This is a genomic window from Streptococcus sp. 959 (assembly GCF_013277075.1).
In the GTDB taxonomy this organism is placed as follows: domain Bacteria; phylum Bacillota; class Bacilli; order Lactobacillales; family Streptococcaceae; genus Streptococcus; species Streptococcus pseudopneumoniae_C.
Genome location: NZ_VMMF01000002.1, coordinates 88,837 through 103,472 on the forward strand (window position 1 = coordinate 88,837; position 14,636 = coordinate 103,472).

Annotated in this window: 9 protein-coding genes and 1 pseudogene; 9 read left to right on the top strand and 1 reads right to left on the bottom strand. The window is 39.7% G+C overall.

Annotation, left to right across the window (positions count from 1 at the left end):
- Positions 1-44 precede the first annotated feature (44 nt).
- The 4 genes from adcR to adcA are packed head-to-tail and all read left to right on the top strand — an operon-like array spanning position 45 to position 3,503.
- Complete coding sequence (adcR, locus tag HT717_RS00760) at positions 45-485, top strand: zinc-dependent transcriptional regulator AdcR (protein ID WP_001249314.1); 441 nt, start codon at positions 45-47, stop codon at positions 483-485.
- Positions 485-1,189 (top strand): metal ABC transporter ATP-binding protein, encoded by a 705-nt coding sequence (locus HT717_RS00765; RefSeq protein WP_173304122.1) that lies wholly within the window; start codon positions 485-487, stop codon positions 1,187-1,189. Before adcR ends, HT717_RS00765 begins: the two co-directional genes overlap by 1 nt.
- Positions 1,182-1,988, top strand: coding sequence for a metal ABC transporter permease (locus HT717_RS00770; protein WP_000950030.1), 807 nt, complete (start codon positions 1,182-1,184; stop codon positions 1,986-1,988). Before HT717_RS00765 ends, HT717_RS00770 begins: the two co-directional genes overlap by 8 nt.
- Positions 1,989-1,997: 9 nt before the next feature.
- Positions 1,998-3,503, top strand: coding sequence for a zinc ABC transporter substrate-binding lipoprotein AdcA (gene adcA / locus HT717_RS00775; protein WP_173304124.1), 1,506 nt, complete (start codon positions 1,998-2,000; stop codon positions 3,501-3,503).
- A 600-nt stretch (positions 3,504-4,103) separates the two neighbouring features.
- On the opposite strand, the gene HT717_RS00780 is transcribed toward adcA, so the two are convergent.
- Positions 4,104-4,961, bottom strand: a complete 858-nt coding sequence (locus HT717_RS00780; protein WP_049532988.1) for a 5'-nucleotidase, lipoprotein e(P4) family — start codon at positions 4,959-4,961, stop codon at positions 4,104-4,106.
- A gap of 257 nt (positions 4,962-5,218) precedes the next feature.
- On the opposite strand from HT717_RS00780, the gene HT717_RS00785 reads away from it, so the two are divergent.
- The 5 genes and pseudogenes from HT717_RS00785 to HT717_RS00815 form a co-directional block, all read left to right on the top strand.
- The gene (locus HT717_RS00785; RefSeq protein WP_004235732.1) at positions 5,219-6,103 is read left to right on the top strand and encodes an SPFH domain-containing protein; all 885 of its coding nucleotides are present in this window, start codon (positions 5,219-5,221) and stop codon (positions 6,101-6,103) included.
- A gap of 1,242 nt (positions 6,104-7,345) precedes the next feature.
- Positions 7,346-8,257 carry an Rpn family recombination-promoting nuclease/putative transposase gene (locus tag HT717_RS00790; RefSeq protein ID WP_173304126.1) on the top strand — a complete coding sequence of 304 codons (912 nt, stop codon included), beginning with the start codon at positions 7,346-7,348 and terminating at the stop codon, positions 8,255-8,257.
- Between the two features lie 19 nt (positions 8,258-8,276).
- Positions 8,277-8,672: pseudogene (locus tag HT717_RS09840) on the top strand (hypothetical protein); the annotation flags it as partial.
- 399 nt (positions 8,673-9,071) lie between these two features.
- Positions 9,072-13,955, top strand: a complete 4,884-nt coding sequence (locus tag HT717_RS00805) for a DUF1542 domain-containing protein (protein WP_173304130.1) — start codon at positions 9,072-9,074, stop codon at positions 13,953-13,955.
- Positions 13,956-14,157: 202 nt separating this feature from the next.
- On the top strand, positions 14,158-14,636 hold a 479-nt coding region (locus HT717_RS00815), incomplete at its 3' end, for a DUF1542 domain-containing protein (RefSeq protein ID WP_345890433.1).

Sequence of the window (14,636 nt, forward strand, 5' to 3'; positions counted from 1 at the left end):
ATTTTCTCTTAAAAAAGAGAAGTCCAAAAGGAAAGGAGTCAGATATGAGACAGCTAGCGAAGGATATCGATGGCTTTTTGAATGAGGTGATTTTACAGGCGGAAAACCAACATGAAATCCTAATAGGTCATTGTACTAGCGAGGTAGCTCTGACCAATACCCAGGAGCATATCCTCATGCTTTTGTCAGAGGAATCTTTAACAAATTCAGAGTTGGCTCGTCGTCTCAATGTCAGTCAGGCGGCAGTTACCAAGGCCATTAAGTCTTTGGTCAAGGAAGGAATGTTGGAAACGTCTAAAGATCCGAAAGATGCGCGTGTGATTTTTTATCAGTTGACTGACTTGGCTCGTCCAATTGCTGAGGAGCACCACCATCACCATGAGCATACACTTTTAACCTATGAACAAGTGGCGACTCAGTTTACTCCAAATGAACAAAAAGTGATCCAGCGGTTTTTGACTGCTTTAGTAGGAGAAATCAAATAATGAGATACATTACGGTAGAGGATTTATCCTTCTATTATGATAAGGAGCCCGTTCTTGAACATATCAATTATAGCGTTGATAGTGGGGAATTTGTTACCTTGACAGGGGAGAATGGGGCAGCTAAGACGACACTGATCAAGGCCAGTCTTGGAATCCTTCAGCCACGCATTGGCAAGGTGACCATTTCAAAGACAAATACGCAGGGTAAGAAATTGAGAATAGCCTATCTTCCCCAGCAGATTGCCAGTTTTAATGCTGGTTTTCCAAGTACGGTTTATGAATTTGTCAAGTCGGGTCGCTATCCGCGAAAGGGCTGGTTCCGTCGCTTGAATGCTCATGATGAGGAGCATATCAAGACCAGTTTAGATTCAGTTGGTATGTGGGAACACCGAGACAAACGCTTGGGTTCTCTATCTGGAGGACAAAAGCAGCGAGCGGTGATTGCGCGTATGTTTGCTTCTGACCCAGATGTGTTTATCCTAGATGAGCCGACAACGGGGATGGATGCAGGAAGTAAAAATGAATTTTACGAACTCATGCACCACAGTGCCCATCATCATGGTAAGGCTGTTTTGATGATTACCCATGACCCTGAAGAAGTTAAGGACTATGCGGACCGTAATATTCATCTAGTCCGTAATCAAGACTCGCCATGGCGTTGTTTCAACGTTCATGAGAATGATCAGGAGGTGGGCCATGCTTAGTTTATTATCTTATGACTTTATGCAACGCGCCTTTCTAGCAGTTATTGCCATGAGTCTTTTCTCACCAGTTCTTGGAACCTTCCTTATCTTGCGCCGTCAGAGTTTGATGAGTGATACTCTTAGCCACGTCTCGCTTTCAGGTGTAGCCTTTGGTCTGGTACTAGGGATTTCTCCGACTATTTCAACTATTGCTATTGTCTTGATTGCGGCGGTCTTTTTGGAGTATCTCCGTACGGTTTACAAGAGCTTTATGGAAATAGGGACAGCTATCCTCATGTCAACGGGTCTGGCTGTTTCTCTGATTGTCATGAGCAAGGGTAAAAGCTCCAGTTCTATGAGTTTGGACCAGTATCTTTTTGGTTCAATCGTGACTATCAGCGAAGAGCAGGTTATTTCCCTCTTTGTCATTGCGGCGGTTGTTTTGATTTTGACCTTCCTCTTCCTTCGTCCGATGTACATTTTGACCTTTGATGAGGATACGGCCTTTGTGGATGGCTTGCCAGTTCGTACCATGTCTATTCTTTTTAACATGGTGACAGGGGTGGCCATTGCCCTTATGATTCCTGCTGCAGGAGCTCTTTTGGTATCGACTATTATGGTCTTGCCAGCTAGTATTGCTCTGCGTCTGGGGAAAAACTTTAAATCGGTCATGTTGCTTGCCAGTGCTATTGGATTTTTAGGAATGGTAGCAGGACTTTACATTTCCTACTATGCAGAAACACCTGCAAGTGCAAGTATTACCATTATTTTTGTAACTGTCTTTTTACTCATTAGTTTAGTAAGACGTTTTATCAAATAGGAGACGAACGTGAAAAAAATTAGCTTATTGCTAGTCAGTCTATGTGCCTTGTTTTTAGTGGCTTGTTCCAATCAAAAGCAGGCAGATGGTAAATTAAATATTGTGACAACCTTTTACCCTGTCTATGAATTTACCAAGCAAGTCGCAGGAGATACGGCTAATGTGGAACTCCTCATCGGTGCTGGTACAGAACCTCATGAATACGAACCGTCTGCCAAGGCAGTTGCCAAAATCCAAGACGCAGATACCTTCGTTTATGAAAATGAAAACATGGAAACTTGGGTTCCTAAATTGCTAGATACTTTGGATAAGAAAAAGGTCAAAACCATCAAGGCGACAGGCGATATGTTGCTTTTGCCAGGTGGAGAGGAAGAAGAGGGAGACCATGACCATGGAGAAGAAGGCCATCACCATGAGTACGATCCCCATGTTTGGTTATCACCAGTTCGCGCCATTAAACTTGTAGAGCACATCCGTGATAGCTTGTCAGCAGATTATCCTGATAAAAAAGAGACCTTTGAGAAGAATGCAGCTGCCTATATCGAAAAATTGCAAGCCTTGGATAAGGTTTATGCAGAAGGCTTGTCTCAAGCCAAACAAAAGAGTTTTGTGACTCAGCACGCAGCCTTTAACTATCTTGCTTTGGACTATGGACTCAAACAAGTCGCAATCTCAGGCCTCTCTCCAGATGCAGAACCATCAGCTGCTCGTCTGGCAGAATTGACAGAGTATGTCAAGAAAAATAAAATTGCCTATATCTACTTTGAGGAAAATGCCTCACAGGCCCTTGCTAATACACTTTCAAAAGAGGCAGGTGTCAAAACAGATGTCCTCAATCCTTTAGAAAGTCTGACAGAAGAGGACACCAAGGCTGGAGAAAATTACATCTCTATCATGGAGAAAAACCTCAAGACTTTGAAACAAACAACAGACCAAGAGGGCCAAGCAATCGAGCCTGAAAAGGCAGAGGATACCAAGACAGTCCAAAATGGTTACTTCGAGGATGCGGCTGTTAAGGACCGCACCTTGAGTGACTATGCAGGTAATTGGCAATCAGTTTATCCTTTCCTTGAAGATGGCACGTTTGACCAAGTCTTTGACTACAAGGCTAAGTTGACTGGTAAGATGACTCAGGCTGAGTACAAGGCCTACTATACAAAAGGCTATCAGACAGATGTGACTAAGATTAACATTACTGATAATACTATGGAATTTGTTCAAGGTGGACAAAGTAAGAAATTCACCTACAGGTATGTTGGTAAGAAAATCTTGACTTACAAGAAAGGCAATCGTGGCGTGCGCTTCCTCTTTGAAGCCACAGATGCAGACGCTGGACAGTTGAAGTATGTTCAGTTTAGTGACCACAATATCGCCCCAGTTAAGGCAGAACATTTCCATATTTTCTTTGGAGGCACAAGCCAAGAAGCACTCTTTGAAGAAATGGATAACTGGCCAACCTACTACCCAGATAACCTATCTGGCCAAGAAATCGCCCAAGAAATGTTGGCACATTGATGAGAAACCGACTAGATCATAGGAACTAGTCGGTTTTTAGATATTAGATGGCTAACTTCATTATAGACCTTTCCAGAACTGTAAAAAATAAATAAAGCTCTTGAAATATCTGGACCTGTATGTTAGAATAAACTCGATAGGCAAGGTTCATTAGAACACCAAAGCCCCTAACTATGCCAGTAGTTAAGGGCTTTTTTGACGTATCTTAGAGATTTAACGGGTGTTGATAGGCTAGTCACTCGGTCTGCTTCTTACCATCTAGCCATTTGCAAACGAAATACAAGATAATTCCTGCGAAGACGTCTGCTATAATAGTAAGAACGAGCTCTATGATAAGGCTCTCACGAACCGTAAGGAACGTAATCGGTAACCGATGACAAAAATAGTATACCACAATAAATTTAGCTCATCAACCTCACTTAATGCTTGAAATACAGGGTCTAGGCGACAAAGTCTTTAAAATCAAAAAACGTATAGTATCAGATGTTATATCAATCATAAAAGTAGATAGGAAAGTTTTCTGATTATCAGAATTCCTTCCTATCCACTTTTTGAAGATTGTAAGTTAACCTAATTTTATGTAGAATCAACTTATTTGTTTTATTTATCAAAACCTTGCAAGGCTTTTTGGCGCTCTTCTACTTGACCTTTAGCATCTAGTTTGTTACCACCGTATACAGCTGATTCCCATGACCCGTACATTGGATTTGGGAAGATGATGAATTTTTCACCGAATTCTTTTTGTAATTCTTCAAGTTGTTTATCACGGTCAGATTCCGAAGTCTTAGAAAAATCTGCAAAGTCTACGAGGTTATCACCAAATAATAAGATAAGATTTGTTTTTTCTTGAACTTTTTGGCGACGCCCCTCTTTGGATTTTACACCACTTTCTAAGAACATGAGATGATCACGTCCTTGAACGGGAATTCCTTCACTTTCTAGATTTTTAATGGTAGCATCTACTTGATTAGCCGAGCGATCAGAAATATAGTAGATTTGGACACCGTTTTGATCGGCAAACTGAAGAAAATCTTTAGCACCTGGGACGGCTTTCGCTGCAGCTTTTTGAACCCAAACATCCCAATTTTCAGGTGTGAATGCTGTACCATCTTTGACATTTTGTACTTGATAAGGGCTATTATCTAGGACAGTTTCATCCAAGTCTAAAACGATAGAGTAAGGTTTGTCTGATTCTGTTTTGAGCAATTCCTTTAGGTGATTTGTTGCAACGTTATAACCCTGTATGTATAAAGCTTTAGTTTCAGCTGATTTTTGGTACCAAAGGGTTGACATAGTGTTTTCTCTTGACCGTAGTTGGTCATATGTCATTGTAATTTGATTATCAGATGAGCTATTATTGCTTGTCTGTGTTTCTGTGGACTTTGTTGCACAACTAGCCAATAAGACGACAGAAGCAAGTGCAGAAAGGATTGTAACAGTAGTTTTTGCTGTTTTCATGAAATATCTCCCATTATTAATTTCAATCACTAGTATAGCACGAAGGAAAAGTTAAGGCAAGTTATTCCCTGACTATTGATGTAGATTCTATAGAAGTGAACGTAATGAAAAAAGCGATTACTAACTTGAAATGTAGTTTCACCTCTAATTATTGACATTTCAGGAAAAATTGCAGTAAAAACTGCACAACCTTCTTTAAATGTGCTATAATACAGGAAAAAATAATAATGGAGGTCACGATAATGGCAACATTTTTGATGATTTTTGTGGTGGTTTGTGTGCTCCTATTGGTGATAGTCACACTGAGTACAGTTTATGTGGTTCGTCAGCAGTCGGTGGCGATTATTGAACGCTTTGGGAAATACCAAAAGGTTGCCAATAGCGGTATTCACATTCGCTTGCCTTTTGGGATTGACTCGATTGCAGCGCGGATTCAGTTGCGCTTGTTGCAAAGTGATATTGTGGTTGAGACTAAGACCAAAGACAATGTGTTCGTTATGATGAATGTAGCGACTCAGTACCGTGTCAACGAGCAGAGCGTGACAGACGCCTACTATAAACTCATGCGTCCAGAATCTCAGATTAAATCTTATATCGAAGACGCCCTTCGCTCTTCTGTTCCCAAATTAACCTTGGATGAATTGTTTGAGAAAAAAGATGAGATTGCCCTTGAAGTTCAACACCAAGTAGCAGAAGAAATGACAACTTATGGTTACATTATCGTGAAAACCTTGATTACCAAGGTCGAACCAGATGCAGAAGTTAAGCAATCCATGAATGAAATCAATGCGGCGCAACGTAAGCGGGTCGCAGCGCAAGAATTGGCAGAAGCTGACAAGATTAAAATTGTCACTGCAGCTGAAGCCGAAGCAGAAAAAGATCGTCTCCATGGTGTGGGGATTGCCCAACAACGTAAGGCGATTGTGGATGGATTGGCAGAGTCTATCACCGAACTCAAGGAAGCTAATGTTGGCATGACAGAAGAACAAATCATGTCTATCCTCTTGACCAACCAGTATTTGGATACCTTGAATACCTTTGCTTCTAAAGGCAATCAAACTATCTTTTTACCAAATACGCCAAATGGTGTAGATGATATCCGTACACAAATCTTGTCAGCCCTCCGTGCTGAGAAGAAATAATAGACTAATACTCTTCGAAAATCTCTTCAAACCGCGTCAGCTTCGCCTTGCCGTATATATGTGACTGACTTCGTCAGTCTTATCTACAACCTCAAAACAGTGTTTTGAGCAGTCTGCGGCTAGCTTCTTAGTTTGCTCTTTGATTTTCATTGAGTATAAGACAAAAGGAACATCTCTCTGGAATGAACATTCAGAGAGGTGTTTTTTGGTTCTTTTGTAAGCTTTGTATTGTTTCTTGACAATGGAGTTATTTTCAGACTTTTCCACAGATTTATAAGAGTGGGAAAATCTCATTAACCTTAGAAATAGTAGCCAACTGAGAGTAAAAGAGTTCTTATAAATTGGATAATTCACAGAAGTTATCCACAGATTGTGGACAAGTTGTGGATAGATATGATTAATTATTGCTATTTGGAGTTTAGGGATTTTTCTTTTTGAAATGATAGTCTATGTAGTAAATATCAAGGGTGAAGTACGCTAATCTTTGTAAACAATACTGTTTCACACTTTTCGAAAATCTCTTCAAACCACATCAGCGTCGCCTTACTCTACTCAAGTATATCCTGTAGCTAGCTTCCTAGTTTGCTCTTTGATTTTGATTGAGTATCACTTGTTGACGCGGAGAGAATTTGAATGTTACTTATTAACTAGGAGGAGAGGGACCTTGGTAGAGAACAGTAGTTAGTCAGAAAAGTTTGGATATTTCATATTGTAATAAAAACTTTTGTGAATGTAGGAAAGGATTTTTAGTTATTAACAACTTTATCCACAGCTGTGGATAAAGTTGTTAATAAGATGGTATAGTTCAATCTACTAGTACTTCTTTAGAAACGAAGATTTGAGTTTAACTGGCTATAGGTGGATATGGTGTTATTCATCAGGATGAGCTTATACTTCTTCGAAAATCTCTTCAAACCACGTCAGAGTCGCCTTACTCTACTCAAGTACAGCCTGTGGCTAGCTTCCTAGTTGTCTCTTTGATTTTCATTGAGTATTAGTCCGTCAGTTTCAAGCTGGGGCAACTAAAAAAATCTGATCATACTAACTCTGAGTTTGGCTACTGGTAGAACTTTGAATCTCTATCTAAATCTGACTTTGGATAGACAACTGCTTGCTAAGGTTCATATTTCAGTTAAAATAAAATATCTTAACAATTCATTTCCTTTTCCGAATAAATAGATAGAGCCAGATAATCTAGTAAACCTAGATTTAAAAATGTGCTATAATGAAAGGAGAAGCAATTTGACTGTACGTCATCCGGGCATCAGCCCAACCAATGATTTGGTTGCTAAGAAAATCTTTAGCAATCCAGAAATCACTTGTCAATTTATCCGCGATATGCTGGACTTACCAGCCAAAAATGTGACCATTTTGGAGGGAAGCAATATTCATGTCTTACCTTCAATGCCTTACTCGGCCCAGGATTTCTATACTAGTATAGATGTCTTAGCGGAGTTGGACAATGGGACACAGGTTATTATTGAAATTCAGGTACATCATCAGAATTTTTTCATCAATCGCCTGTGGGCTTACTTGTGCAGTCAGGTCAATCAAAACCTAGAAAAAATTCGTCAACGAGAAGGTGATACTCATCAGAGTTACAAACACATCGCACCTGTTTACGCTATCGCAATCGTGGACAGCAACTACTTCTCGGATGACTTGGCTTTCCATAGCTTTAGTATGCGCGAGGATACGACAGGTGAGGCCTTAACTATTACAAATAACTGTCAAGAAAACCATCTAGTCAAAATGGCATTCTTGGAACTAAAAAAATACAGAGAAACCAGCAAAGACAAGGTTCGCAAGCCATGGTTGGAGTTTTTCGGTAATAAACCCTTTACCCAAGAACCCGAGCGAGCCATCAGTCAGGCAGACCAACTGCTAGACTATAAGAGCTGGTCCGAGGAGGACAGGAAGATGTTTAGTCAACTACGTATGCGCGAAGAACAAGCCTTGTTAGCACAGGACTACGCCTTGGAAACAGCTAGGGCCGAAGGTATTGAACAAGGTATTGAAAAAGGATTAGAGCGTGGAAAAGTTGAAGGACAAATCTTTACCTTTCTAGATTTAGTACGCCAACATGTTTTAACTTCCGAATTTGCAAGTCAACAATTGGGCATGACCGTTGCTGAGTTTGAGGCGTTGTTGTAAGACCAGCACTAATGATTAAGAAAACCATCTAGTCAAGATGGCGTTCTTGGAATTAAAAAAATACAGAGAAACCAGCAAAGACGAGGTTCGCAAACCGTGGTTGGAGTTTTTCGGTAATAAACCCTTTACCCAAGAACCTGAGCGAGCCATCAGTCAGGCAGACCAACTGCTAGACTATAAGAGCTGGTCCGAGGAGGAAAGGAAAATGTTTAGTCAACTACGTATGCGCGAAGAACAAGCCTTGTTAGCACAGGACTATGCCTTGGAAACTGCGAGGGCCGAAGGTATTGAACAAGGTCTAGAGCGTGGGAAAATCTTTACCTTTCTAGATTTAGTACGCCAACATGTTTTAACTTCCGAATTTGCGAGTGAGCAATTGGGCATGACTGTCGCTGAGTTTGAGGCTTTACTATAAATGAGAATGGGGACATGTTATCAAATTAGATAGCATGTTTTATTTTGGGCTAATAGTCAATGCTTGTTTTTAAACTTACTCTGATTCTAATTATATATATGTAATATCTTCTGTAATTACGTATAAATCGAACAAAAATATAATAGAATAATATAGCGATTAAATATATATTTAGGCGTAAAAAAATGCAAATTCAAATTATCTGAAAATTCCTTACTTTCCCAAAACACTTTTTTTTTTTTGCGAAAATTTGAAGTCTAAAAGTTTGCATATATATTGAAAATAGGATAGAATATGAGTGTAGGTTTCTGCATGCATAAGAGAATATTGCTTATTCGTTTTAAGTAATAAATTTTGTTATGTAGAAGCTAAATCAACTAATTCCAAAAGGAGAATAAAATGGAACACAAAAATCCCATGAGTCGTGTTGAACGTTTGCACCGTGAAAAGGTCACGCGTTACTCGATTCGTAAATATAGCTTTGGAGCGGCTAGTGTAGCGGTCGCTGCTCTTTTCATGTTCTTAGGTAATGGAGCTGTATCAGCTAATGAGCTAAGCAAACAAGATACACCATCTGTAGAAGCTCCAGCAAAAGCCACTGAAGACAAAACAATTTCGGAAGAGGCTACTGCTAAACCAGCAGAAGCAACAACTCCAACTTTGGACAAGTCAGAGTTGACAAATTTAATTTCAGAAATTGAGACAAAACTTTCTAACGGTTCTTACGATAACAAAACAGAAGAAAGTGTTGCAGTATTAAAAGCTGACTTAGAAGCTGCAAAAGCTACATTAGCGAATGCAACTACTCAAGCTGAACTAAAAAAAGCTTACAGCAAACTTGTCACTACAGCAAACACTAAATTAAAAGCTAAATCTGTAGAGAAAAAAGAAACTCCAGCAGTAGATACTACTAACGGACAACCAACTGTAGGTAAAAAAGCAGAAAACACTGAGAAAAAATCAGAATCTAACTCTATCGAAAACTCAGGTTCAAAAGACGAACGTAATGGACAAGCATTAGACAAAAACAATGCTTTCCGTGCTGAGACAACTGAAACTCAAGGTACCTTTACTTATTCTATGGAATATTCTAATGGAAAAGAAATTTACCTTTACAATGAAGAAAATGCAGATGTCAATATTACAGTTAACTCAACAGCTGGAAATATCAAAAGAGCAACAGTTAAAGCTGGAAGTGGTCAGTTCGTACTAAAATCGAAAAGTGATCAAGCGATAGCTTATACAAAATACAGAAGAGGAACTATGCCTCCCGAAGAAGAAGTTGAAATAGACGGTTATGGATGGAGTTATCATCAAACACTAAGCGATACTCCAGGTCCAGTAAAAATTAAAATTACTGGTAAACCAAACGATACCTTTAAAGGGATTAAAGATTATACGAAAGCTGAAAACCAACGAGCAGTATTAGGAGCAAGATATTTAGAACTTGAAGATTCTAATGGTAATAAACTATCTGGAGGTAGCAACTTAAATGCTCCTGGTGCGTTTAACTTAGTTGTTAAATCTCAAACATACAAATATGATATTCAACCAGTAACAGAGGAGAATAAAGTTGGTGTTGCTGATATTAACAACTTGACTGCGCCTGATATTACTAAAATCAAAGAGAAAATTAAGATTCAATATTCTGATAAGGCAACGACACAAGATGCTCGACTAGCGTCTCACAAAGGGGAAGTCTTAGCAGATAGATCTTCAGTAGTGAAAGAAATCGCGGTTGCCGACGGAACAGTTACTGTTACCTATAAAGACGATTCAGTAGATACTACCCCAGTTGCAAGTGTTGCACGTACAAACGCAGCTCCAACGGTAGAAATTCCTTTCTCTGTAGATGGTAAAAAAGACGTTTATGTATATGCTAATGAAGACTTCGATATTCCGATTAAATTTAAGGATGATAATGGAAAAGTAGCATCAGCAACAATAACCCGCGGTGGAAATGTAGAACAACCACCTAAAGATGCATCAAATCCAAATATTTTAAATAATGAGTTTAATACAACAGTTGAAAAAATTTCAACTGAAACAGTAGCAACAGCTGAGACCCCTGCTATTGTAAAAATTAAAGGTAACATTTCAAAAGACAATTCTGGAATTCCTGCAAGTTCATTCCCTAAAACAGCAGAAGGAGAGCTGAAAATTGTAACTCGCTATGCAACGGCTACAGATACTGATGGTGCCTATATCAAAAATACTGCAACAGAGCAGACATATGCAAGTGATCCAGGATCATTCACTATCAAATTAAAAGCTCAAACAGCAAAATATGATATTAAAGATCCAGAGACAAAAGTTACTGTAGCAAATGCTAATAATATCACAGAAGACGAGTTTAACCAGATTAAAGACAGTATTAAGATTCAATACTCTGCTACAAACCCAGATAAAAATCTTCTTGATAAACAAGGAAAAGACGTTGAAAACCAAACTGATCGTATTGAAAGCATTACTAGAGAAGGAAATAATGTTGTAGTAACCTATAAAGATGGTTCTAAAGATACAAAAGCATTAGCAGATTTTGTAAACGTAGCTCCAACAGTAGAACTTCCATACTCAAATCAAACCAACAAAGAAATCTATGTTTATTCAGGTGAAAACACTGATTTAACATTCAAAGGTTCAGATGAAAATGAAGTTAAAGATCTTTACCTACGTGGACCTGGAGATGTTACATGGAATAACGCGAATGGATTCAAATTGACAACAGGTAAAGTTGAAGATGGTGTGGTTACAGGAGAAGGTTCAGTATCTGAAGATAAAAGAACAGCTACTATCAAGATGACTGGCACTACAAACCTTACAGCTGGAAAAGCGTGGACAAGTTTTATCGTTTCTAAAGACAACGATGGTAAACTTTCAAACACTGATTATAGAGCGCTAGATGTAGATAAAAACGCGAAAGAAAAACCAGGGTATGCTCGATTCGTAGTTAAAAATCAAACATCTAAATATGACATTGCAGCTCCAACAGAAAAAGTAGCTGTAGCAGACCCAGCTAATGTAACAGCAGATGACTTAGATAAAATCAAAGAAAAACTGCAAATTGAGTATGCTCAAACTAATGATGATGCCAACTTTGCAGACAAAAAAGGTAAAACTGTAGATGCTGCAGATGCTAAGACTAAGATTAAATCAGTAGAAAAAGATAACGCTGGAAATCTTGTAGTAACATATACAGATGGATCTACAGATAAAAAACCATTGTCAGACTTTGTAACTCTTGATAAACAACCAGCTATTGAGGCAGTAGAAAAAGCAGCAGAAGCCCAAATTGCTGCCATCAATAAAACTCCAAATGCTACTGATGATGAGAAACAAGCAGCAATCGATAAAGTAAATGCTGACAAAACAGCAGCTTTGACAGCAATTAATGATGCTGCTACAAAAACAGCTCTTGATACGGCTAAAGACGCAGGAACAACTGCAATCGCAGGAGATAATCCAGTAGTAGCTAAGAAAGATGCAGCAAAAGCAGATGTTGAAGCAGCTCGTAAAGCGAAAGAAGACGCTATTAAAGCAAATCCAAATCTAACACAAGCAGAAAAAGACGCAGCAATTGCGAAAAATAATACGGCAGCAGCAGAAGCAACTAAGGCTATCGACTCTGCAACAACAAACGATGCAGTAGATGCAGCTAAAACTGCTGGTACTGGTGAAATTGCGAAAGTAAATCCAGTAGCTAAAGAAGCAGCTAAGAAAGCAGTTGCGGATGAATTAGCTGAGAAAGAAAAAGCAATCGATGCACGTACTGACTTAACTGACGCAGAAAAAGCAGCAGCTAAGGAAGATGCAAAAGCGAAAGCCAAAGCAGCAACAGACGCTATTAATGCACAGCCAGATAACGCAGAAACACCAGAAGCAGCAGCAACAGCACAAACAGCAGTAAATGATGCAAAAGATAAAGGTGTAGCAGACGTTAAATCTGTAAACCCAGTAGCTAAAGAAGCAGCTAAGAAAGCAATCGCAGATGAATTAGCTGAGAAAGAAAAAGCCATCGACGGACGTACTGACTTAACAGATGCAGAAAAAGCAGCAGCTAAGGACGACGCAAAAGCGAAAGCAAAAGCAGCAACAGACGCTATTAATGCACAGCCAGATAACGCAGCAACACCAGAAGCAGCAGCAGCAGCTCAAACAGCAGTAAATGATGCTAAAGATAAAGGTGTAGCAGATGTTAAAGCTGTAAACCCAGTAGCGAAAGCAGCAGCTAAGAAAGCAATCGCAGATGAATTAGCTAAGAAAGAAGAAGCAATCGATGGACGTACAGACTTAACTGATGAAGAAAAAGCAGCAGCTAAGGACGACGCAAAAGCGAAAGCAAAAGCAGCGACAGATGCAATCGATGCTCAACCAAGCAACGCAGCAACACCAGAAGAAGCAGAAAAAGCACAAACAGCAGTAGATGGTGCAAAAGATAAAGGTGTAGCAGATGTTAAAGCTGTAAATCCAGAAGCGGCTAAGAAACCAGCAGCTAAGAAAGCAGTTGAAGATGCTCTTAAAGCTAAAGTAGATGCAATTGACGCTCGTACAGACTTGACAGATGACGAGAAGAAAGCAGCTAAAGATAAAGCAGCAGCAGAAGCTAAGAAAGCAACAGATGCCATCGATGCAGCAACAACAGACGCAGCGGTAGATACAGCTAAAGAAGCAGGAACTGGAGAAATAGCGAAAGTAAACCCAGTAGCTAAAGAAGCAGCTAAGAAAGCAGTTGCAGATGAATTAGCTGAGAAAGAAAAAGCCATCGATGCGCGTACTGACTTAACTGACGCAGAAAAAGCAGCAGCTAAGGAAGATGCAAAAGCGAAAGCAAAAGCAGCAACAGACGCTATTAATGCACAGCCAGATAACGCAGCAACACCAGAAGCAGCAGCAGAAGCTCAAACAGCAGTAAATGATGCAAAAGATAAAGGTGTAGCAGACGTTAAAGCTGTAAACCCAGTAGCTAAAGAAGCAGCTAAGAAAGCAATCGCAGATGAATTAGCTGAGAAAGAAAAAGCCATCGACGGACGTACTGACTTAACTGATGAAGAAAAAGCAGCAGCTAAGAAAGATGCGCAAGATAAAGCTAAGGAAGCAACAGATGCAATCGATGCTCAACCAAGTAACGCAGCAACACCAGAAGCAGCAGAAAAAGCACAAACAGCAGTAAATGGTGCAAAAGATAAAGGTGTAGCAGATGTTAAAGCTGTAGATCCAGCAGCGGCTAAGAAACCAGCAGCTAAGAAAGCCATCGACGACGCTCTTAAAGCTAAGGANNGATGACGAGAAGAAAGCAGCTAAAGATGCAGCTAAAGAAGCAGCAGATAAAGCTAAAGAAGCAATTGATGCAGCACCAACAGATGCAGAAGTAGATAAAGCTAAGGAAGCTGGTACTGGAGCAGTTGAAGCAATCAATCCAGAAGCCAAAGCTAAACCAGAAGCTAAGAAAGCAATCGATGACGCTCTTAAAGCTAAGGAAGCAGCAATTGACGCTCGTACAGACTTGACAGATGACGAGAAGAAAGCAGCTAAAGAAGCAGCTAAAGAAGCAGCAGATAAAGCTAAAGAAGCAATTGATGCAGCACCAAGCAATGCAGAAGTAGATAAAGCTAAAGAAGCAGGTACTGGTGAAATCGCCAAAGTTAACCCAGTAGCTAAAGAAGCAGCTAAGAAAGCAGTAGCGGATGAATTAGCTAAGAAAGAAGCAGAAATCGCTGGCCGTAACGATCTCACAGATGAAGAGAAAGCTAAAGCCAAAGAAGAAGCTCAAGCGAAAGCTAAGGAAGCAACAGATGCAATCGATGCTCAACCAAGCAACGCAGAAACACCAGAAAAAGCAGCAGAAGCGCAAACAGCAGTAGATGGTGCTAAAGATAAAGGTGTAGCAGATGTTAAAGCTGTAAATCCAGAAGCAACTAAGAAACCAGAAGCTAAGAAAGCAATCGATGACGCTCTTAAAGCTAA